The 21,049-nt window shown below is 69.7% G+C and carries 23 protein-coding genes; 6 read left to right on the forward strand and 17 right to left on the reverse strand.

Annotated features, from left to right (window positions below; translation table 11 throughout):
- Positions 1 to 17: 17 nt before the first annotated feature.
- From ACQP2T_RS58790 to ACQP2T_RS58815, 6 genes are all read right to left on the reverse strand, one after another.
- On the reverse strand, positions 18 to 647 hold the full coding sequence (locus tag ACQP2T_RS58790) for a bifunctional DNA primase/polymerase (protein WP_357954651.1): 630 nt from the start codon (positions 645 to 647) through the stop codon (positions 18 to 20).
- A gap of 130 nt (positions 648 to 777) precedes the next feature.
- Positions 778 to 1,761, reverse strand: a complete 984-nt coding sequence (hemB, locus tag ACQP2T_RS58795) for a porphobilinogen synthase (RefSeq protein ID WP_433513358.1) — start codon at positions 1,759 to 1,761, stop codon at positions 778 to 780.
- Entirely contained in the window at positions 1,758 to 3,314 is a 1,557-nt protein-coding gene (locus ACQP2T_RS58800; protein ID WP_433513359.1) for a uroporphyrinogen-III synthase, read from the reverse strand. The genes hemB and ACQP2T_RS58800 overlap by 4 nt, the downstream gene beginning before the upstream one ends.
- A complete protein-coding gene (hemC, locus tag ACQP2T_RS58805; RefSeq protein ID WP_433519981.1) occupies positions 3,311 to 4,183 on the reverse strand; it encodes a hydroxymethylbilane synthase in 873 nt (290 codons plus the stop codon). Before hemC ends, ACQP2T_RS58800 begins: the two co-directional genes overlap by 4 nt.
- Before the next feature lie 29 nt (positions 4,184 to 4,212).
- Positions 4,213 to 5,469 (reverse strand): glutamyl-tRNA reductase, encoded by a 1,257-nt coding sequence (locus ACQP2T_RS58810; RefSeq protein WP_433513360.1) that lies wholly within the window; start codon positions 5,467 to 5,469, stop codon positions 4,213 to 4,215.
- Complete coding sequence (locus ACQP2T_RS58815) at positions 5,466 to 6,143, reverse strand: redox-sensing transcriptional repressor Rex (protein ID WP_433513361.1); 678 nt, start codon at positions 6,141 to 6,143, stop codon at positions 5,466 to 5,468. Before ACQP2T_RS58815 ends, ACQP2T_RS58810 begins: the two co-directional genes overlap by 4 nt.
- Positions 6,144 to 6,259: 116 nt before the next feature.
- Here ACQP2T_RS58815 and ACQP2T_RS58820 point away from each other — a divergent pair, with 116 nt between their 5' ends.
- Positions 6,260 to 6,496 (forward strand): glutaredoxin family protein, encoded by a 237-nt coding sequence (locus ACQP2T_RS58820; protein ID WP_433513362.1) that lies wholly within the window; start codon positions 6,260 to 6,262, stop codon positions 6,494 to 6,496.
- A 14-nt stretch (positions 6,497 to 6,510) separates the two neighbouring features.
- Here ACQP2T_RS58820 and ACQP2T_RS58825 read toward each other — a convergent pair whose 3' ends face one another.
- Positions 6,511 to 8,082: an antibiotic biosynthesis monooxygenase gene (locus ACQP2T_RS58825; protein ID WP_433513363.1), complete on the reverse strand. Its 1,572-nt coding sequence runs from the start codon at positions 8,080 to 8,082 to the stop codon at positions 6,511 to 6,513.
- Between the two features lie 178 nt (positions 8,083 to 8,260).
- On the opposite strand from ACQP2T_RS58825, the gene ACQP2T_RS58830 reads away from it, so the two are divergent.
- The 3 genes from ACQP2T_RS58830 (at position 8,261) to ACQP2T_RS58840 (ending at position 10,493) form a co-directional block, all read left to right on the forward strand.
- Positions 8,261 to 8,899, forward strand: coding sequence for a sigma-70 family RNA polymerase sigma factor (locus ACQP2T_RS58830; protein WP_357655008.1), 639 nt, complete (start codon positions 8,261 to 8,263; stop codon positions 8,897 to 8,899).
- A gap of 71 nt (positions 8,900 to 8,970) precedes the next feature.
- On the forward strand, positions 8,971 to 9,603 hold the full coding sequence (locus tag ACQP2T_RS58835) for a DUF5667 domain-containing protein (RefSeq protein ID WP_433513364.1): 633 nt from the start codon (positions 8,971 to 8,973) through the stop codon (positions 9,601 to 9,603).
- Between the two features lie 14 nt (positions 9,604 to 9,617).
- On the forward strand, positions 9,618 to 10,493 hold the full coding sequence (locus ACQP2T_RS58840) for an HAD family hydrolase (RefSeq protein ID WP_433513365.1): 876 nt from the start codon (positions 9,618 to 9,620) through the stop codon (positions 10,491 to 10,493).
- 306 nt (positions 10,494 to 10,799) lie between these two features.
- Here the strand turns inward: ACQP2T_RS58840 and ACQP2T_RS58845 are convergent, their stop codons facing one another.
- The 10 genes from ACQP2T_RS58845 to ACQP2T_RS58890 all read right to left on the reverse strand — a co-directional run bounded on the left by ACQP2T_RS58845 (position 10,800) and on the right by ACQP2T_RS58890 (position 19,063).
- Positions 10,800 to 11,795 carry an LCP family protein gene (locus tag ACQP2T_RS58845; RefSeq protein WP_433513366.1) on the reverse strand — a complete coding sequence of 332 codons (996 nt, stop codon included), beginning with the start codon at positions 11,793 to 11,795 and terminating at the stop codon, positions 10,800 to 10,802.
- Between the two features lie 2 nt (positions 11,796 to 11,797).
- On the reverse strand, positions 11,798 to 12,379 hold the full coding sequence (locus tag ACQP2T_RS58850) for an RNA polymerase sigma factor (protein WP_363992741.1): 582 nt from the start codon (positions 12,377 to 12,379) through the stop codon (positions 11,798 to 11,800).
- A 73-nt stretch (positions 12,380 to 12,452) separates the two neighbouring features.
- Positions 12,453 to 13,247 carry an SDR family NAD(P)-dependent oxidoreductase gene (locus ACQP2T_RS58855; RefSeq protein WP_433513367.1) on the reverse strand — a complete coding sequence of 265 codons (795 nt, stop codon included), beginning with the start codon at positions 13,245 to 13,247 and terminating at the stop codon, positions 12,453 to 12,455.
- 55 nt (positions 13,248 to 13,302) lie between these two features.
- The gene (locus tag ACQP2T_RS58860; protein ID WP_433513368.1) at positions 13,303 to 14,301 is read right to left on the reverse strand and encodes a HesA/MoeB/ThiF family protein; all 999 of its coding nucleotides are present in this window, start codon (positions 14,299 to 14,301) and stop codon (positions 13,303 to 13,305) included.
- A 106-nt stretch (positions 14,302 to 14,407) separates the two neighbouring features.
- Positions 14,408 to 15,304 (reverse strand): lysophospholipid acyltransferase family protein, encoded by an 897-nt coding sequence (locus ACQP2T_RS58865; RefSeq protein ID WP_433513369.1) that lies wholly within the window; start codon positions 15,302 to 15,304, stop codon positions 14,408 to 14,410.
- Positions 15,301 to 16,296: an NAD-dependent epimerase/dehydratase family protein gene (locus tag ACQP2T_RS58870; RefSeq protein WP_433513370.1), complete on the reverse strand. Its 996-nt coding sequence runs from the start codon at positions 16,294 to 16,296 to the stop codon at positions 15,301 to 15,303. The genes ACQP2T_RS58865 and ACQP2T_RS58870 overlap by 4 nt, the downstream gene beginning before the upstream one ends.
- Before the next feature lie 22 nt (positions 16,297 to 16,318).
- Positions 16,319 to 16,417: a 30S ribosomal protein bS22 gene (locus ACQP2T_RS58875; RefSeq protein ID WP_018654693.1), complete on the reverse strand. Its 99-nt coding sequence runs from the start codon at positions 16,415 to 16,417 to the stop codon at positions 16,319 to 16,321.
- Between the two features lie 176 nt (positions 16,418 to 16,593).
- Positions 16,594 to 16,797 carry a helix-turn-helix domain-containing protein gene (locus ACQP2T_RS58880; RefSeq protein ID WP_026214222.1) on the reverse strand — a complete coding sequence of 68 codons (204 nt, stop codon included), beginning with the start codon at positions 16,795 to 16,797 and terminating at the stop codon, positions 16,594 to 16,596.
- A 311-nt stretch (positions 16,798 to 17,108) separates the two neighbouring features.
- Complete coding sequence (locus ACQP2T_RS58885) at positions 17,109 to 17,891, reverse strand: phosphatase (protein WP_433513371.1); 783 nt, start codon at positions 17,889 to 17,891, stop codon at positions 17,109 to 17,111.
- An 8-nt stretch (positions 17,892 to 17,899) separates the two neighbouring features.
- The gene (locus tag ACQP2T_RS58890) at positions 17,900 to 19,063 is read right to left on the reverse strand and encodes an acetoin utilization protein AcuC (protein WP_433513372.1); all 1,164 of its coding nucleotides are present in this window, start codon (positions 19,061 to 19,063) and stop codon (positions 17,900 to 17,902) included.
- 127 nt (positions 19,064 to 19,190) lie between these two features.
- On the opposite strand from ACQP2T_RS58890, the gene ACQP2T_RS58895 reads away from it, so the two are divergent.
- Together ACQP2T_RS58895 and ACQP2T_RS58900 are read left to right on the forward strand one after the other, a co-directional pair.
- A complete protein-coding gene (locus ACQP2T_RS58895; RefSeq protein WP_433513373.1) occupies positions 19,191 to 20,378 on the forward strand; it encodes a sensor histidine kinase in 1,188 nt (395 codons plus the stop codon).
- A complete protein-coding gene (locus tag ACQP2T_RS58900; RefSeq protein WP_433513374.1) occupies positions 20,375 to 21,034 on the forward strand; it encodes a response regulator in 660 nt (219 codons plus the stop codon). Before ACQP2T_RS58895 ends, ACQP2T_RS58900 begins: the two co-directional genes overlap by 4 nt.
- Positions 21,035 to 21,049: the final 15 nt, after the last annotated feature.

Here is a 21,049-nt window from a genome sequence, read left to right on the forward strand (position 1 = left end):
TCCTGGGCCACGGCGGTCTAGTCGGCGAGCCAGTCGAGGATGCGCAGCGGATCGGGCAGCGGACGGCCGTCCGGCGGGCGCAGCCAGGAGACGGGCTGGCCGGTGGGGAGCGTGGAGGGTGGGGCCAAGACGTAACTGTCGCGGCAGTGCCAGCGCAGGCCCGGATTGTCCTCGATGGTGCCGGGCTCGCAGTCGAGCTGGCAGGACCACCACTCGTCCTCGTCGTCGGGATTGCCACGGGTGGCCACATAGAACAGGACCCGGTCACCGTTGGCGGCGACCGGGCCCGAGTGCGCCGAGGCGCCGTCGATGCGGGTGAGGGCCGACAGGCCCGTGTCGAGCGGTACGTCGAAGACGTCGAACACCCGGCCGGTGGGCAGAATCACATTGGCGTCGGGGTCCATCCGCCACCAGCGCGTGAGCTGAGTGGCGTCCGTCGTGGCCTGTAGGTGCCAGGCGGGAGACAGCGGATGCGCGCCCGGGTCGGGGCAGCCGAGGCGGTCACAGGAGCAGGAGCGGGCGCCCTGACGCAGCGGATGAGCACCCGGCACGCTCGGCCAGCCGAGAGCGGCATAGCCCAGGACGGTGTCGATCCGTGTCGGGCGCGGCCGTTTCTTGGTACGCCGAGCGAGTGGTACCCCCACCATGGTGTCTCCCGTCGATCCAAGCGCCTGAAGAGGCCCCGGCTCCTGGCTGCAAAGCACACGCGGGACACACCAGCACTTGCTATTGCACTCTAACGCACAGGCCTCAGCGATCTACGGGAAACCCCCTGGTTCACAGGCGGCGCGCCACCTCGGTAGCCCAGTACGTCAGGATCAGGTCGGCGCCCGCGCGCTTGATCGAGACCAGTGACTCCATGATCATCCGGTCGCGGTCGATCCAGCCGTTGGCCGCGGCGGCCTCGATCATCGCGTACTCGCCGCTCACCTGATAGGCGGCCACCGGCACGTCGACCTCGTCGCGGAAGCTCTTGATGACGTCCAGATAGGCCATCGCGGGCTTGACCATGACGGCGTCGGCGCCCTCCGCGAGGTCGAGGCGTAGCTCGCGCATCGCGTCTCCCAGCGGCCCGGCCGGGTCCTGCTGGTGGGTGCTGCGGTCGCCGAACTGCGGCGCGCACTCGGCGGCCTCGCGGAACGGGCCGAAGAAGGCGGAGGCGTATTTGGCGGTGTAGGCGAGGATCGGCAGGTCACTGAAGCCGTCGGCGTCGAGCGCCGCCCTGATGGCCCCGACCTGGCCGTCCATCATGCCGCTCGGCGCGATCATCTGGGATCCGGCCCTGGCCTGGGCGACCGCGATCGACGCGTAGCGCTCCAGCGTCGCGTCGTTGTCGACGTCGCCGGAGGCGGTCAGCACGCCGCAGTGGCCGTGGTCGGTGAACTCGTCGAGGCAGGTGTCGGCCATGACCACCACCGCGTCGCCCACCTCGGCGCTCACGTCGCGCAGCGCGACCTGCAGGATGCCCTCGGGGTCGTCGGCCGCCGAGCCCCGCGCGTCCTTGACGGCGGGGATGCCGAACAGGATCACCCCGGACACCCCGGCGTCGGCGGCCTCGTGGGCGGCCTTGCGCAGCGAGTCGCGGGTGTGCTGGAACACGCCGGGCATCGAGGCGACCGGCTGCGGCTGGTCGATGCCCTCCTTGACGAACAGCGGCAGGATCAGGTCCGCGGGGTGCAGTCTGGTGCCCGCCACCATGCGCCGGATCGCGGGGCTACGACGGAGCCTGCGCGGCCGGGCGACCGGGTAGTCAGCACTCACTTGGCTCTCCTTCTGGCGCCTCTGCGGTTCTGCGACGGCCGCCGCGGGCTGTCGCCGGCGGCGAGGGCCGCCTGGCGTTGCTTGGCACCGTACGCGGCCAGCGCGGCTGCCAAGGCGGACGCCGACGGCCGGTCGGCCATGACGTCGACGCGCAGCCCGAACTCCTCGGCGGTCTTCGCGGTCTGCGGCCCGATCACCGCGATCACGGTGACGTTGTGCGGCTTGCCGGCGATGCCCACGAGGTTGCGCACGGTCGAGGAGGAGGTGAAGAGCACCGCGTCGAACCCGCCGCCCTTGATCGCCTCGCGGATCGGGGCGGGGGGCGGTGCGGCTCGTACGGTGCGGTAGGCCGTGACGTCGTCGCACTCCCAGCCTAGCTCTGTCAGACCGGCCACGAGGGTATCTGTGGAAATGTCCGCCCGCGGCAGGAGCACCCGGTTGATCGGGTCGAGCATCGAGTCGTACGGCGGCCACTCGGCCACCAGGCCCTCCGACGACTGCTCGCCCGAGGGCAGCAGGTCGGGCTTGACGCCGAACTCGACCAGCGCCCGCGCGGTGGCGTCGCCCACGGCGGCCACCTTCAGCCCGGCGAAGGCGCGGGCGTCGAGGCCGTACTCCTCGAACTTCTCGCGCACCGCCTTGACCGCGTTGGCGCTGGTGAACGCCACCCACTCGTAGCGCCCGGTGACCAGGCCCTTGATCGCGCGGTCCATCTGCTGCGGCGTGCGCGGCGGCTCGACGGAGATGGTCGGCACCTCTTCCGGCACGGCGCCGTAGGAGGTGAGCTGCTCGGACAGCTTCTCTGACTGCTCCTTGGTGCGCGGCACCAGCACGCGCCAGCCGAACAGCGGCTTGGTCTCGAACCACGACAGCTTGTCGCGTTGCCCGACCGCGTCGCCGACGACGATCAGCGCGGGCTCGGTGAAGCCCGCGTGCTTGATGTCGGCCTGCAGCCTGGCCAGCGTCGAGACGACGGTGTACTGCTCGGTCGTGGTGCCGCTGCTGCTGACCGCCACGGGCGTGCTGTCGGGCTTGCCCCCGGCCACCAGCGCCTTGCCGATCGCCACGGCCCCGGCGAGGCCGTTGTAGATGACCAGCGTGCCCTGGCAGGCCGCGTGGGCGGCCCAGTCCTGCTCGTGCGCGGCGTCGACGATCCGGAACTCCGGCACGTCGGCCGCCGGCGGGATGCCCGCGTAGGTGAGCACCGCGGTCGCGGGCGGCACGCCGGGCACGATCTCGAAGTCCACCTCCGCCGCGGCGCAGGCCGCGACCTCCTCCTCGATCGACCGAGCGATCGAGGAGAACAGCATCGGGTCGCCCTCGCACAGGCGTACGACGAACTGCCCGGCCTTGGCGCGCTTGACGAGGTCGCCGGACGCGATCTCCACGCCTTCGCGGCAGTGGCGCAGGAACGAGCCGAACAGCTCCTCGTCGAGGGCGACCGCGTCGGCCTTGGCCAGTAGTTCGGCGCCGCGGAGCGTGAGAAGGTTCGGATCGCCGGGGCCCGCGCCCACGAACGCGAGGAAACCGGAGGTTGGACTATCGGAGCTCAACGGGATTGCTCCCCCATCAATCTGTCGGCCCCTTCGGAGATCATCTCGGCCGCGAGGAGCTGGCCGAGTTTCACAGACTCGGAAGGAGAGCCGGCGGCGGACTTGCGCACCGCCTGCTGGCCGTCGAGAGAGACGACCATGGCGGTGAGGTTCAGGGTCTGTCCGTCATCGACGGCGAAGGCACCCACGGGGGATGAGCAGCCGGCCTCGAGGGCGGACAGGACGGAGCGCTCGGCCGACACCGCGGAGCGCGTCCGCGGGTCGTCGAGCACACCGAGGATGGAGATCAGGTCGGCGTTGTCGGAGAGACACTCCACGGCCAGGGCGCCCTGCCCTGGCGCGGGCAGCACCTCCTCGACCTCGAAGATCTGCGCGATCTCCACGTCCCTGCCGATCCTGGTCAGGCCCGCCGAGGCGAGCACGACCGCGTCGACCTCGCCGGCGGCGATCTTGCCGATCCGGGTGTCGGCGTTGCCGCGGATCGGGACGTACTCGAGATCGGGGCGCAGCGCCCTGAGCATGGCGATCCGGCGCAGCGAGCCGGTGCCGATCCTGGCCCCGGTGGGCAGGTCGGCGAACTTCGCCGGGCCGACCAGCGCGTCGCGATGATCGTGCCGGGCCACGATGGCGGCCAGCGTCACCCGCGGGTCCGGCTTGGTCGGCAGGTCTTTCAGCGAGTGGACGGCGAAGTCGATCTCGCCGTCGATCAGCTTGTCACGCAGCGCGCTGACCCACACGCCCGTGCCACCGAGCTGCGCCACCTGAGCCTTGGTCACGTCACCGAACGTGGTGACGCCGACCAGCTCGATGGCGCGGCCGGTCCGTTCGGTGTAGGAGTCGGCGACCATCTGCGACTGCGTGGTCGCCATCAGGCTGCGCCGGGTGCCCAAGCGCAGTGTCACAACTCCACCTCCCTCACGGCTTCGGGCATCTTCGGATCCAGGTCGAACAACTCGCGCAGCGCTTCGGCATAATGATCGCCTCCCGGGCTGGTGGCGAGCTGTTTGACACGCACAGTGGGCTCGTGAAGCAGCTTGTCGACGACCCGCTGCACAGTCTGCGCCACCTCGTCCCTGGCCTTGCCGTCGAGCTGGGGCATGCGCATCAGGAGCCGGCCCAGCTCGGCCTCGACCACGGTCGCCGCCTTGCTGCGCAGCGCCACCACGGTCGGAGTGACCTTGGCGGCCCGCTCGGCGGTGAGGAAGGCGGCCAGCTCCTCGGCGACGAGCCTGCGCACCGAGTCGACGGTGTCGCCCTCCCTTGAGCCTATGCCCGATTCCTGGATGGTCTCCAGGTCGACCAGGGTGACGCCGGGCACCTCGCGGACAGCGGGGTCGATGTCGTGCGGCAGTGCCAGGTCCAGCAAGAACGTGCCTGGGGGGACGATGTCGGGGGTGATTACGTGCCGGCCGCCGCCCGTGCAGGAGATGACGATGTCGGCCGTCGCGAGCTCTCGGGGAACCGCGGCGAACTCCACCGCCCTGCCGCCTACGGACGCCGCCAGGCGTACGCCTCGTTCGAAGGTGCGGTTGGCGACCACGATGTCGGTCACGCCCGCGCGGGCCAGCGTGGTGGCGGCCAGCGAGCTCATCGAGCCCGCGCCGACCACCAGCGCCCGGCGCCCGGCGAGGTCGCCCGCCAGCGCCAGTCCGGCGGTCACGAGGGAGGCGCCCGCCTTGTCGATGTCGGTGTCGGCGTGGGCGCGCTTGCCGACCCGCAGTGCCTGCTGCACCAGCTCGTTGAGGGTGGCGCCGATGGTGCCCTGCTTCTGCGCCAGGGTGAGCGCCCGGCGAACCTGGCCGAGGATCTGCCCTTCGCCCACGACCATCGAGTCGAGGCCGCAGGCCATCGCGAACAGGTGCTCGACGGCCTGGTCTTCGTAGTGGACGTAGAGGTGCGGCTGCAACTCCTCCACGGGGACGCCCGAGTGGACGCCCAGCAAGCGACTGATCGCGGTGACGGCGCCGTGGAAACGGTCGACGGCCGCGTAAACCTCTACCCGGTTGCATGTCGAGACCACCATGGCCTCGGCGACGCACACGTCCTGCTGCACGTCGTGCAGGAGCTTGACGAGCGCCTCGCCGGACACCGATACGCGCTCGAGCATGGCCACCGGAGCTGTCCGGTGGCTGAGTCCGATGGTGAGAAGACTCATTGACTGTCCACGGCCATAAGTGGCCCCCCTGCTTTGCGCTGCTCATGGAACGCAAGGATCTGCAGTTCTATTGATAGGTCGACTTTACGGACATCCACGCCATCTGGTACAGAAAGCACTACGGGCGCGAAGTTCAGGATGCTGGTGACCCCGGCCGCCACCACACGATCGCAGAGTTGCTGCGCCGCCACCGCGGGTGTCGCCAGTACCACGATCGAGACCCCACGCCGTTCGATGACGGCTTCCAGGACGTCTATGTGCTCAACATTCAACCCCGCTATATCGTCGCCCACGACTTCGGGGTCGGCGTCGAGAAGCCCGGCCACACGGAAGCCCCTGGAGACGAAACCACCGTAATTGGCCAGTGCCCGGCCCAGATTACCCACTCCTACGATGGCCACGGCCCAGTCTTGGGTCAGGCCCAGCTCGCGGGAGATCTGGTAGACGAGGTATTCGACGTCGTAGCCGACGCCTCGCGTGCCGTACGAGCCCAGATGGGACAGGTCCTTGCGGAGCTTCGCGGAGTTGACTCCCGCGGCCATGGCCAGATCTTCGGAGCTGACGGTCGCGATGCCGCGTTCGGCCATCCCGTTCAACGCCCGCAGGTACAACGGGAGCCGGGCGACCGTTGCCTCGGGGATCCCGCGGTCACGGGACTGGGACGGGCTCTTCACGTGCCGGAGCTCCAGGGGACGAGCGGCCTGCCGGCCGCGTGAATGAAATCGAACCGCCTTTCAGGTTAATCCCTTTGTGAAGCGATGCACAAAGTCGGCACGATACGGTTGGGTGCATGCACCGCATCACGCTGCTCGGCAGGCCGGGCTGCCACCTCTGCGACGACGCGCGCGAGGTCGTCTCCCGCGTGGCGGGAGACCTGGGTGTGCCGTGGGAGGAGGTCGACATCGACTCCTCCGAGGAGTTGCGGGAGAAATACTGGGAGATGATCCCGGTCACTCTGATCAACGGAGTCCAGCACGACTTCTGGCGGGTCTCCGAAGACCGGCTGCGCGCCGCGCTGAGCGGGTAGCGCGCCCGTAGCAGTTAGAACATCGCGGTCGGGAGCGGTACGACCTTGGCGGCGTTGACGTTCAGCTCGATGATGTTGGTGGCCAGCACCATGGCCTGGCGCTCGTTGACGAACCGCTCGACGTGCGGCTGGCGCTGATGGTCGCGGTAGGCCACCTCGTCGCGGTAGAGCTCATAGACGATGCGCTGCAGCGGGGCCGACTTGACCGCGTGGCAGGCGTAGATGAGCGTGTCGGGCTCGCCCCGGCGTACGGCCTCGACGGTGAGCTCCGCCAGGCGGTCGAACGCCTCGCCCGAGCCGTCCATGAGGGTGAAGACCGTCAGCATGCCGTAGATGCTCGGTGAGGGCCTGCTGGAGGCCGCCTGCTGCTGAGGCTGGGCCTGCGGGGCGGGCATCCGCGCGGGCTGGCCCTGAGGAGACTGGCCCTGAGGGGGCTGCTGGGCCGCGCGGGAGCCGGTGGAGAACAACTCGGCCCCCGGGTAGGCCGCGGGCATCCCGAAGTCCTGGGGACCGGTCTGGGGCCCGGCGCCGTGCCCGCCGTTCATGATGTAGCCGGTCGAGGGGCCCTGGTCGGGCGGCGGCGCCATCCGGGCGGCGTAGTCGACCGGCTGGTCTCCCGCCCGGTATTCGGCCACCAGATCGCCCAGGCCCGACCGGCGGGGCTGACCGGGAGGCGGCTGCTGTTGCTGGGGCGGCCCCTGCATCGGCGACTCGGCGAGCGGCTGGGGGAAGGGCTCCGACCGGGGGAAGGAGTCCGACGGGAGGAACGGCTCCGAGTGGGGGAAGGAGTCCGGCTGGGGGAAGGGGTCCCGATCCCGCATGGCCCGGCGGCCATGGGAGGACCGCTCAACCGGCCGCTCGCCGGACCGCTCGCCGCGGTGGCCCTCGAACTCGTCGTCCTCGTCGTCGTCCTCGTACGGCGCCAGGGGGCGCAGCACGGCGTACCAGATGCCCGCGGCGGCCACCACGAACAGCGCGGTGGCGAAGAAGCCCGGCACCGCGAACCTCATCGCCCCGATGATCGCGATGCCCGAGGGCGCGATGACCATGACCGCGTGCAGGTTGTCGGTGTCGAGTTCGTCACCGTTGCGCCAGCGCAGCGCCGCGATCACCACGGCCGCCAGCATGATCAGCCCGGCGATGGAGTGCGCGCCGATCAGCAGGTAGCTCGGGATGAGGTTCCAGTGCCCCTCGGCCGCGGGGAGCAGCTTGCTCATCTCGTCGGCCCTGCTCACCGGGTCGAAGATGAGCACCACGGTGGCGACGATGGTGAACGCGATCCCGAGCAGCCAGCCGGCGAATTTCGGCGGCACCTTCTCCGACAGGAGTTGGACCAGTCCGATGGCCAGCCAGAAGGGCGCGAGGAGGGATCCGGTCAGTTGGTAGACCTTGAAGGTGACGTCCCCGAACCCCATCAGATAGCCGACACCGATCGCACCGAGCGCCAGGCAGAGGGCGACGGCTGAAACGGTCCAGGCGATCAACCACCCCTCCACCTCGTCACGCAGGCGCCGGACCAGGGCGACCGCGCCGATCGCGGCGAGGAGTGCACCTACAAAGGCTAGGACAGCAACGAGGATCTCCATGGTGACTCCAATGCTGCCGGACTATGCCTCCCAGCCGGTAGCCGAAGAGGGAACGGGTCGGTCCACACGGTATCGGCCGATTACGGCTAGTCATGCCTTCGCGAAGCGGATTGTGGAATTTCCGGTTGATTTCTAGAGTGTTCGAGCACGCCGCACCCCTTACCCCTAGGGATACCGGATGCCTGACTCGTGGCCGTTCGCCGGGCTGCTCCCACCAGCGGTCGCTGGTCCCGCCCGGACGAGCGAGCTTGCCGTGCGCGAAGAGATTCCCGATGACCTCCGCATGCTGGTGCTGCACGCCAAGACCGGAGACTCGGATGCCTTTGGCACGCTCTATGACCGATACGTGGATCTTGTCTATCGCTATATCTACTTCCGCGTCGGCTCGCATCCGCTGGCCGAGGATCTCACCAGCGAGACCTTCCTCCGCGCGCTTCGACGGATCACCGACTTCACCTGGCAGGGCCGTGACTTCGGCGCCTGGCTGGTCACCATCGCCAGGAACCTGGTCACCGATCACTTCAAATCCGGCCGCTATCGCCTGGAGATCCCGACCGGGGAGGTGATCGACGTCCCGCTCGACGGCCCGCACATCCCGGAGAACGCCGTCGTCACGGCCATCATCAACGACCGGATGCTCCGCGCCGTCCAGGATCTGAACCCCGAGCAGCAGGAATGCGTGGTTCTGCGGTTCCTGCACGGCCTGTCGCTCGCCGAGACCGCGTTGATCATGGGGAAGAAGAGTGGAGCGATCAAAGCCCTGCAGTTCCGAGCGATCCGGGCCCTGGCCAGGGCGCTCAAGCACGACCTGGCGTAACCTCCACCAGCGGCACGTCGTTAGGCAGATGTCACGATCGGATCTTTTGGCGGGGGCGTCAAGGAGCTGTCATGGGTAGGGCGCGCAGATCGCGCGAGCGCGTGCTCGAACACCTCACAGAGCTACGACGGCTCCCGCTGGGCGGGGGTCCGGCCGCCGCCTTCCGCGAACGTCTCCGCGCCGAGCTCCTGTCCGCACAGCGCCTCCCCGAGCCCGTACGAGCCCGCCGTTCCCATCGCCGTCCGGGGCGGCGGCTCTCCTGGCTCTCCCAGGCCGCCACGTTCGGTCTGGCGGCGGCCATGATGCTGTCGGCGTTCGCCACCTACCACGCGCTGCCCGGCGACACTCTCTACCCGCTCAAGCGCGCCGCGGAGAGCACGCTGGTCCGGCTCAGCACCGACGACGTGCAGCGGGCCGAGCGCGAGCTGGTCTCGGCCAAGACCCGGGCGGCGGAGGTCGCCCAGCTGCTCGGCTCGTCCGGCGACGGACCGCTGGTCACCAAGACGCTCAAGGAGATGGAGGACTCGACCCGGTCCGGCATCAGGAGGCTGGAGCGGGCCGAGCCGCGCTCACCGAAGATCAACCGGTTCGCGCGCGACCAGAAAAACATGGTCGAACCAATGCTTGAACGGATGGACGGGGATCAACAGGACAAGGCGACGGGCTACCTCGACTACATAGACGGGCTTGTGGCCCCGCGCTAGGTAAGCTGAGGCGCATGTGGCGGCTAATGCGACGACGGCGCGAGGCGGAGGCGGAGCTCGCCGGCGAGGCCGCAGCGGCGGCCGCGGTGACGGTGACCCCTACGGAGCCCGACCAGCAGGCGGCCGCCTTCTTCGACGTCGACAACACGATGATGCGCGGCGCCTCCATCTACCACTTCGCCAGGGGCCTGGCGACGCGCGGCCTGTTCACCACCTCTGACCTGTTCAAGTTCGCCGTCGGGCAGGCGGTGTTCCGGCTGCGCGGCAACGAGAACCCCGAGCACATCGCGGTGGCCCGCGAGACCGCGCTGGCGTTCGTCGCGGGCGCGAAGGTCGACGACGTGATCCGGCTGGGCGAGGAGATCTACGACGAGGTCATGTCCGACCGCATCTGGGGCGGCACCCGGGCGCTCGCGCAGAGCCACCTCGACCGCGGCCAGCGCGTCTGGCTGGTCACGGCCACGCCGGTCGAGCTGGCCAGGGTCATCGCCCAGCGGCTCGGCCTGACCGGCGCGCTCGGCACCGTGGCCGAGACCACCAACGGCGTCTACACCGGGCGGCTGGTCGGCGACCTGCTGCACGGCCCGGCCAAGGCCGAGGCGGTGCGGGCGCTGGCCCGCAGGGAGGGCCTCGACCTCACCCGGTGCACCGCCTACAGCGACTCGGCCAACGACCTGCCCATGCTGTCGCTGGTCGGCAAGCCGGTGGCCATCAACCCCGACAGCGAGCTGCGCGAGCACGCCAAGAAGCACGACTGGCCGATCAAGGACTTCCGCACCGGCAGAAAGGCGACGCTGACCGCCCTGCCGATCGCCGCGGGCGTCGGAGCGGTGGCCGGCGGCATCGCCGCCGGCATCGCCCTCCGCAGGCACTACCGCTCGCCGCAGTAGCCGACCCGGGCATCCCTCCAGGGACCTCGGCCACAACGAACGGCCCTCTTCCTCGCCCCCGGACGGGGAATCCCTCCAAAGGACCCCGGCCACAACGGACCGCCCACTTCGCCTCCCCCGAGGGGCCCCGGCCACGACGGACCGTCCCCTTCCTCTCCCCCCGGACGGGGGATCCCTCTAAAGGGCCTCGGCCACAACGAACCGGCCGCTCCCCCTCCCCCGGAGGGGGTATACCTCCAAGGGACCCCAGCCACCACAGGCGGTCACACGGATCGAGACGGTCATGTGAACGAACCGCCCAGGGCCCTACCGCAGGCTGGCGAAGAGCCGGTTCGCGTCCGGTTGCATCCACACGATCCGGTTCGGATCGTCCGGATCGGGCTTCCAGGGGACTGTGGTGAAGGCCAGCTTGGTCTTCTCCAGCGCGCCGGCGATGCCGATCATGGTGTCGAGGTCGAACTCCGGGTCGGTCTTGATCGACTTGCTGGCCGTGGTGAGGAAGTCCCGCAGGGCCGCCGGCTCCTTCAGCCGCTGCTTGGCCTTCTTCAGCAGCGACATCATGAGGATCTGCTGACGCTTGATGCGCTGGATGTCCGACCCGTCACCGTAGTGACGCAGCCGGATGTAGCCCAGTGCCTGCTTGCCGTTGAGCACCTGCTTGCCCGCGGGAAGCCGCAGCTTCGCGCTCTTGTCGTCCACCGGCCTCGGCAACGTGACCTCGACCCCGCCGAGCGCGTCGACGATGGCCTCCACTCCGGAGAACTCGACCTCCATCATGTGGTCGACGCGCACCTTCGTCAGCTTCTCGATCGTCTTCACCGAACAGGCGATACCGCCGGCGTGGAACGCCGAGTTGATCATGTCCCTCCTGGCCGGCTGGGACCCGCAGGCGGGAATCTGCACCATCGAGTCCCTGGGGAAGGAGATGATCCTTGCCTTCGTCCGGTCGATCGGCAGATGCAGCAGCAAGAGGGTGTCGGAGCGGGCTCCCTTGTTGAACTTGTCCGTACCCTCCTGGCTGTCGCTGCCGACCAGGAGCACGTTCAGCACGCCGCTCGTATTGGCCGGGCGGGCACCCGCCGGCTGAGGCACGGTCTGGCGGCCCGCCAGCATCAGCGTGGGCACGGCTACGGTGGCCACCGTGGCCATCGTGGCCACCGCGACGAGGCCCGTCAGCAACCACGTCAGCCGCCTGCGCCGCGGTCTGGCCTGGAGCAGGCGCTGCCGCTGACGGACCAGCGTCGCCGGAGGCTGGTGTTCGAGCTCCCTGCCGAGGTCGCGGAGCATCTTCAGGTCGTCCATCGTCACTCCTCCTCGAGCATCGGGTTGGTGTCGCCGAGCGCCGCGCGTACCTTCCGCCTGCCCCTGTTGAGGCGGGAGCGTACGGTGCCGATCGGGATGCCGAGCGCCTGCGCGACCTCGTCGTACGTCAGATCGCCCCAGGCGATCAGCAGGAGTACGTCGCGGTCCTTGGCGGGCAGGGCGGCCAGCGCGCTGGCCAGCTCGGGGCGCGACGCCTGCGCGGTCACCCCGGCGGCCACGCGGTCGGCCGGGGACTCCACGTCGGCGTCGACAGGGGCGCGCTGCAGGGCGCGGTAGCGGGCCGCCTCGGTGCGGTGGTGCCGGGAGACGAGCTTGGTCAGGATGCCGAAGAGCCACGGCCGGGCGTCTGGATAGCTCGGGTCGTAGCTCTTCCTGCGGGAGAAGGCGACCAGGAACGTCTCGCCGACGATGTCCTCGGCGGGCTCGGGGCCCAGCCGTTTGGAGACGTACCTGTAGAGCATGGCGGAGTAGCGGTCGAAGAGCTCGGCGAACACTTCAGGATCGGTCAGCGAAGCGTGCACGAGCTCTGCGTCCGCACCCCTGGTGGCGGGTTGCGTGATCATCTCCGCCCTTCTGCGGGGGGAAGTCGGTCAGGGATGTATCACCACAACCCGCCAATCAGGTTCATGACGCGGTCTACACCTCCTTGACGCAGCCTCCGTCGATCACGATGTCGGCGCCCGCCGTGCTGCCGGAGCGGGGCGAGACCAGGAGCGCGATCGCGTCGGCGACCTCCTGCGGGGTGACCAGGCGGCCGGTCGTCAGCTTCATCATCTCCGGGGCCACCTTGGTGATCAGGTTGTCCCGGTCGGCGCCGACCATGCCCGCGAAGACGTCAGCCGCGCCGCCCTCGTCGGTCCACCAGGGGGTGAGCACGGGCCCGGGAGAGACGGTGTTGACCCGGATGCCCTGCGGGCCGTATTCCTCGTCGACCGCCTTGCTGACGAAGGTGAGGGCCGACTTGGCCGCGCCGTAGTCCATGTTCACCGCCGAAGGCTGCCGGGCGGTGACGGAGGAGACGTTGACGATCGCGCCGCCGCCGCTCTCCAGCATCACCGGTACGGCGGAGCGGATCATCCGGATGACCGAGAACAGGTTGAACTCGAACATCCCCCGCCACGTGTCGTCGTCCGAGGTCATGAACCCGGCGTGCGGCAGCGTCACGCCGGGCGGCGGGCCACCGGCGTTGTTGACCAGGATGTCCACCCGGCCGAACTCCTCGACCGCGCGGGCGACCACCTCGGCGGGCGCCTGCGGGTCCATCAGGTCGACCGGCACGTGCACCGCCTTGTCGGGCAGCTCGGGAGTGCGGGTCCTGGAGGCCGCGATGACGTGCGCGCCCTCTTCGATCAGGGTGTTGGTCACCGCCAGGCCGATGCCCTTGGACGCCCCGGTGACGATGGCGACGCGTCCGGTGAGTTGCAGATCCATATGGGTTTTCCCTCGCTTCCGGTGTTGTCTTCAGTTGGAGAACACCGGCGGCCCGCTACTGGTTGCAGGTGCAGCGGGGACCGTCGAGAAAGTGCAGCTCACCGTGGGCGAAGTCCAGGTGGGCGCGGCGGTTGAGCGTGGGGCACTCGGACGTGGCGATGTACTGGACGATGTCGTGCACGGCCCAGGCCGCGATGACCGTGTTGGTGGCGCCGAACGACCATGGGGTGGGGCCGTGGCCGCCCTCCAGCCGCCGCTCGCGCGACAGCCCGGCCTCACGGGCGTGCTCGAAGCAGGTGTGGCAGTGGCCCTCGCGGGGCGACAGCAGCGGGCCCCAGTGGCCGTGCTCATGGGCGACCGCCGCACGGCTCATGGCCACATCGCGTTCGCGGCACCATCGCCAGACCGTGTCGGCCAGCTCGGCCGGCTCGTCGGCGCCGATGAGGACGAGGTCCACGGGCGGCAGGCCGTCGAGGTCGGCCGCGCCGGCGACGCGCCGCCGTACGGACACCACCTCGGTCTCGGGCGCGAAGTCGCGCAGCCGCGCGCTGAGCGCGTCGACCTTGGGCACGCCCACGTCCCTGGTCGTGTACGGCAGCTGCCTGTTGAGGTTGTGCAGCTCGACCACGTCGGGATCGACGGCCACGATGCGCCCGACCCCGGCGGCGCCCAGGTGCTGGGCCGCGACCGCGCCGATGCCGCCCACGCCGAGGAGCATGATCGAGCAGGCGGCGATCCGCGACTGGAGCTCGCGCGCGTCGGGGGCGAACAGCGTCAGGTAGCCGTGCTGGCGGGCGAGCCGGCCGGTGGACTCGGCCGCCGACTGCGGCGGCTCCGAGGTGAGCCACCCCATGTGCGTCAGCGCCGCCACCAGGTCGGCCAGCAGCCGGTCCGCGTCGATCTCACTGTCGTCGACGCCGTCCCGCAGCAGCGTGACCGCCTGCTCGACGCGGTCGAGGTCGCCCCGCAGCGATAATCCGTCACGTGAGCCGGTCGACAGGATCACCTGGTCGCCGGCGTTCGTGACAAGCACGGAGTCGACGAGCCGTCTCATGCACGCTCCCTAGGTGTCGAACCCATGGGTGTCCAGCCGCCGTCTTGCCTTGCTCGGTTTCCCCATCCTTGATGGCTTGACCGATCATGTCAAGATTCTGTTGAGTTCAGAAGAATGGCGGAAAGGCGGGGCCGCGGCGCAGCCTCAGCTCGTTGAGCATCTGCTGGATGATCTCGCGGATGTGATCGGTGAGGTTGAACACCAGCACCGGATCATCGGCGTCCGCCGCGTCGTACTCGTCGGTACGGATGGGCTCCCCGAACTGGATCATCCACTTCGACGGCAGCGGCACCAGGCCGAGCGGGCCGAGCAGCGGGAAGAGCGGGGTGATCGGCAGATAGGGCAGGCCGAGCAGCCTGGCCAGCGTCGGCAGATCGCCGATCTTGGGGTAGATCTCCTCGGCGCCCACGATGGCGGTGGGCAGGATCGGCACCCCGGCGCGGATCGCCGACGCGACGAACCCGCCGCGGCCGAAGCGCTGCAGCTTGTAGCGCTCGGAGAAGGGCTTGCCAACGCCCTTGAAACCCTCGGGGAACACCCCGACGAGCTCGCCCTTGCGCAGCAGCCGGTCGGCGTCCTCGCGGCAGGCCAGCGTGTGGCCGGTCTTGCGCGACAGGTGGGCGAGCATCGGGAGCTGGTAGACCAGGTCGGCGCCGAGCAGCCGCAGCGGCCGGTCCGCCTCGTCGTGCAGCGCCACCTGCATCATCAGCGCGTCGACCGGCAGCGTGCCGGAGTGGTTGGCCACCACCAGCGCGCCGCCCTCCTCGGGCACGTTCTTCAGATCGACGGTCTCCACCCTGAACCAGTGGTGGTAGAGGGGCCTGATCAGCTCCAGCAGCACCTTGTCCGTCAGCTCGGCGTCATAGCCGAACTCGTCGACCTCGTAGTCGCCGGTGATGCGCCGGCGGATGAAGGCCAGCAGCCTGGCGAGCGGCTCCGGCTCCTCGAAGGAGGGTGCCGAGCTGATGGGGATCACGCGGGCCTCGTCGTCCGGGACGCTCAATGCCGCACACCTCCGAGCGGGTGCAGCCCCCGCGAGAGCAGAAAGTCGTCGAAGGCCGCTCCGGTGGTGAACTTGGGCTTCCAGCCCAGCTCGGCCTCCAGCCTTGAGCAGTCGACCGCCCGGCCATGGCTCATCAGCCGGACCTGCTCGGGCGAGTAGTCGACCAGTCCGGCGCGGCGCGCGGCATCGCCCAGCAGGCGGAAGGCGGGCGCGAACAGCGGCAGCGACGGCCGCCCAGCCCGGCGTGCGCACTGCGACAGCAGCAACACGCCTGCCCCGGCCACGTTGTACGTGCCGGGGTGATCTTCGGTCGCCATCCGCCGCAGCACCTCGACGGCGTCGTCCTCATGGACGAACTGCAGTCGCGGGTCGAAGCCGAACACGTACGGCAGCACCGGCTGGGTGAAGTAACGAGTGAGCGGCGAGTCGACGCCGGGACCCATGAAGTTGGCGAAGCGCAGCAGCGACACCGTTATGTCGGGCCGACGGCGCGCGAAACCGCGCACGTAGCCCTCCACCTCGACCGCGTCCTTGGCGTAGCCGTGGCTCGGGCTGTCGTGCGGCTCCAGGTCTTCCGTGAACACCGCGGGATCCCGTGGCGACGAACCGTAGACGGCGGTGGTCGAACGGACCACCACACGCCGCACGGTCGCCGACCGCTGGCAGGCACCGAGCAGCTGCATGGTGCCGATGACGTTGTGCTCCTTCATCACGGCCCTGCCCGCGCCCCGCGACGGAGCGCTGACCAGGCTCATGTGCACAACGGTGTCGATGTCGGCAGCCGCGATCACCTGAGCGATGTCGGGGCTGCGCAGATCGACCCGGACGAACTCCGTCCGGCCGAGGGAGATGCCGCCATCTCGCGTCAGCGAGGGCGGCGGCACGGTGTCCACTCCGATGACGCGACTGATGTCCGGGTCGGCGGCGAGCACGCTCGCCATCCGAGCGCCCACGTGGCGCGAGACCCCGGTGACGAGCACGGTGTGGGTCATCAGCGCCTCGCAGCTGCGTCTGTTACTTCTTGTTGCGCCGCTGGATGCGCGTCTTCTTGAGCAGCTTGCGGTGCTTCTTCTTGGCCATCCGCTTGCGGCGCTTCTTGATCACAGAGCCCACGGGACCCCCAGGTACTGATAGCAGATCTGAACCGATGCGCGAGCGCACACCGGATCACAGACTACCGGCGATCGGCTGTGGATCGCCCCCTGGGGGTGAGCCCGGCCGCTCGGTGGCGGCCGGGCGTCTCCCACGACGGCATTCACGGCGTGTGGCATACGCCGCTACCTCAAGATCTACCCTGCCTCGATGTAGGCCTCCCGCAGATAGTCGTGGACCGCCTGCTCGGGCACCCTGAACGACCGGCCGACTCGGATGGCCGGCAGCTCGCCAGAGTGCACCAGGCGGTACACCGTCATCTTGGACACCCGCATGACCGTGGCCACTTCCGCCACCGTCAGGAACTTCACCTCACTGAGAGGTCTTTCGCCTGCACCCATCGGACGCCTCTTCCGCACGTGTTTACGGGTTATCCCCACTGGTGCCACTGCTCACGCACGTGTACTGCCGTCAGCGTAAGTCGGGACTCCGACAGCGCAAACCCCCTATTTTCTCAGCTGACGGAGCTGCCTGTCAGCCAAACCAGCAAAATCGCTGGTTAACACCGGCTTGAGCACCTCGCCTGGACGTTGGAACTGTCCAACTTGTCACACATAAGAGTCGCCCAGGCCCTCTCAAAAGTTGGCAAAGGGACTGCGAGCCTCTTGGAATGCAGGCGCGAAAAGACCGTATGGGGATGACCGAATTGAACTCAAAGGGCCTGTGAGGCTCGTGTGACCAGATGGGCGATCAGCGGCTCGTAGTAGCGCGGTAGCACATTGTCATCCAGAGGTACGACCACGTCGATCTTGCCCTCGGCCTCGCCGAGGAAGAGCCCGGGATCGTTGCTGTCGGCGAACGCCACCGTCGGCACACCCGCCTCTCCAGCCGCTCCCGCCCAGCCGTGGTCGGCGATGACCAGGTCCGGCGTGGCCTCGCCCAGCACGGTCAGCATCCGCTCCATCGGGGCGGAGTCGTGGGTGTGCACGAATCCGCCCTTGTCATCGAGCATGGCGATGTCCTGGAGGTAGCGGATCTTACGCGCGCGTCCGAAACCCGACCCGGAGTAGGTCCAGCCCTCGGCCGGCGTCAGCAGCGTCGCCCCGCGCTCCACGGCGAACCGGGCGAGCGCCAGGTGGACGACGAGCAGGCCCGTGGGGTGACCGGTGGCGAACAGCAGCCGCGGCTTGTCCCGCGACAGCACGCCGGCGATCCGGTCGGCCATGGCATCGAGCGCGTCGATCGTCAGATCGGGGTCGATGGTGTCCTGGCCCCAGCGGTGTCCCGCGTCGGCCTGCACGCCCGCCGCCTTGACCATCTGCGCGAGGACGTCGCGGAACGACCACGGCTGTTCGAGGGTGAGTCCCAGCAGGTAGTAGGGATCGCGGTTGGCCACCGAGCTGTAGTGGTCGAGATTGTTCTCGCGCGAAGTCGCGACCTCGCCGGCGATCCGGGTGCGGATCAGGTGTTCGCGGAGTTGGTCGCGGCTGAGCACAGCTCTCCCTAAGGCATCGGGTCGAGGCCGTGCAGGGGGAAGACCGCCTGTCGGGTCGCCATGACCGCACGGTCGATGGGGTCTGCTGGGTCATAACCACCAGCTAGGTCACGAAATTCCGGATTTCTGCCGTCCGTCATGGTCAGCGGAGCCGTCTCGCCCGTCCGCTCCCGTACGAACGCCCGCCAGGCCGGGGGCGTCTGGGTGGCCGGGTCGAGCGGATGCCCGGACAGCTCGGCCATCAGGTGCGTCCAGGCCCGCGGCACCACCTGGACCAGCTCGTAGCCGCCCCCGCCCGTCGCGAGCCACCGGCCACCGGCCGTCTCGTGCGCCAGCCGGTGCAGGACGGAGTAGGCGGTGCGCTGCCCGTCGAGGCTGAGCATCAGGTTGGCGAGCGGGTCGAGCGCGTGGCTGTCGCAGCCGTGCTGGGTCACCAGGATCTCCGGCCGGAACTCGCGCAGCAGCGGCGGCACGACCGAATCGAAGGCCCGCAGCCAGCCCTCGTCTCCGCAGCCCGCGGGCAGCGCCACGTTGACCGCCGTGCCCTCCGCGCCGGTCTCCCCGGGGTAGCCGGTGCCGGGGAACAGCGTGCGCGGGCTCTCGTGCAGGCTGATCGTCAGCACCCGGGGATCGTCGTAGAACATCGCCTGCACGCCGTCGCCGTGGTGCACGTCGACGTCCACGTAGGCGATGCGGCCGACCCCCTGCGCGAGCAGCCAGGCGATGGCCAGCGCCGGATCGTTGTAGACGCAGAAGCCGCTGGCGTTGCCGGCCATCGCGTGGTGCAGACCGCCGGCGATGTTGACCGCGTGCTCGGCCGTGCCCTCCCAGACCGCGCGGGCGGCCGCGAGCGTCGCGCCCGCTATGAGCGCGGAGGCATCGTGTACGCCCTTGAAGGCCGGATTGTCGGACGTGCCGAGCCCCACGGACAGATCGGCCCCACCGGAGGCGGAGACGCGCTTGACGGCCTCGATGTAGTCGCGCCGGTGCACCATGGCCAGTTCGTCGTCGGTGGCGGGCACACAGCCGACCACCTCGATCTTGTCCAGCACACCGAGCTCACGGGCGAGCGCCATCGTCAGCTCCACCCTGACGGGCGCCAGCGGATGGCTCGGCCCGAAATCGTAGGAAGTGAGAGCATCGTCCCAGATGGCCCGTGCCGTAGAACTCATTCCCGCTCCCGTCCCTCGCCCTTGGAGCGACGTTACCGCAGCGTCAACTGGCCGCGTCCAGACGGTGACGAGGGCTGTTCCGGCGAAATATCGCCGCTTTTCAATAACTGCCGCATAGGGTTGGATCATGCGCTTCATGCGTCGCGTCACGGCCGCATGGCGCTTCTTCAAGCGTCCGCGCGTCTTCGACATCACGCTGGTGACCGTGCTCGTCGGGGGCGCGAGCGTCGGCCTGGTCTCCGTACTGCGCCAGGGCTACCCGGACGTCGGCGCGGGCGCCGTCCTCTTCATCCTCAGCACGTTCCCGCTGCTCTTACGGCGGAGCCGACCCGTCACGGTCGCCGCGATCGAGACCGCCGGTGAGATCTTCGGCCTGGCCGCCGGCATCGTGGCGTCGGCCAGCATCCCCTCGACGATCGCCTTCTACAGCGTGGGCCGCTACACCCCGGGCAGGACCGCCGCGCTCACCGCCGTCGGCGGGGGCGTGGTCTACGGCCTGGCCCACCACCTGGCCAGGCCGGTGCCGGGCTCCTGGATAGCCGGGGCGATCTACCCGGTGGCCGCCATACTCGTCGGGCAGCTCGTCAGGGTCCGCGCCGAGCTCAGGGAACGCGGCCAGCGGGAGGCCACCGAGAGCGCGGTCCGCGCCGAGCGGCGGCGCATCGCCAGGGAGCTGCACGATGTCGTGGCCCACCACATCAGTGTCATCAACGTGCTGGTCGGCGGCGCCAGGGCCACTCTGCCGCCGAGCGAGGACGCCGCCCATGACGCCCTGGCCGGGGCGGAGCGGACCGCGCGCCAGGCGCTGGCCGAGATGCGCCAGCTCCTCAACGTGCTCAGGGCCGACGACCCGGTCGGAGCCGGCGGAGTGTTCACCACGGACGGGCTGCTCAGGATCGAGGGGGGCGCCGACGCCGCGACCGGGGTGGGCGCCGCCCGGCTGCCGGCGCTGGTCCAGGAGGCCGCGACCGCCGGGCTGCCCACGAGCCTGTCCGTGGTCGGCGAGCCCGTCACGCTGCCGGCGGCCGTCGATCACGCCGTCTACCGGATCGTGCAGGAGGCGCTGACCAACACCCGCAAGCACACCGTGGGGGCGCGGGCCAGCGTCCGCCTGGCGTACGAGAGCGAGGCGGTCGAGGTGGAGGTCACCGACGACGGCCTGCCCGCGGCGGGCGGCCGGACCGCCCCGGCCCCGGGGTTCGGGCTGGACGGGATGGCCGAGCGTGTGACGCTGTGCGGCGGCCTGCTGAGCACGGGCCCCCGTCTGGAGGGCGGCTTCCTGGTGCGCGCCCGCATTCCCCTGGAGACGACATGATCACCGTACTGCTGGCCGACGACCACGCGCTGGTGCGCAAGGGCTTCCAGCTCATGCTCGACGCCCAGCCGGACATGCGCGTGGTGGGCCAGGCGGCCGACGGCGCGGAGGCCGTCGAGCTGTGCGAGCGGCTGCGCCCGGACGTGGTGCTGATGGACCTGCACATGCCGGGCCTCGACGGGGTACGCGCGACCGAACGGATCACCGTGGAGTCGCCCGGAGTGCGGGTGCTCGCGCTGAGCACGTTCGACCTGGACGAGAACGTGGTGGCGGCCCTGCGGGCGGGCGCCGCCGGGTTCCTGCCCAAGGACGTCTCCCCCGAGGAGCTGGTCGAGGGCGTCCGCGTGGTGCACCGCGGCGAGTCCGCCGTGGCGCCGCGCCTGCTGACCCGCCTGATCGGCACGTTCGTACGGGCGGCGCGACCGCGCCGCCGCGCGGCTACCACGACGCTGGACGGGCTGACCGAGCGCGAGCGGGAGACGCTCATCCTGATCGCCCGAGGCAGATCCAACGCGGAGATCGCCGAGGACCTGGACGTCTCCCCCTCGACCGTCAAGAACCACGTGACGAACCTGTTCGCCAAGATCGGCGTCCGGGACCGGGCCCAGGCGGTGATCGTGGCCTACGAGGCGGCGCTGATCACCCCTGGAGAGTAGGAGCAGGGTCCCAGA

This window comes from Nonomuraea sp. CA-143628, assembly GCF_050942315.1.
Taxonomy (GTDB): Bacteria; Actinomycetota; Actinomycetes; order Streptosporangiales; family Streptosporangiaceae; genus Nonomuraea.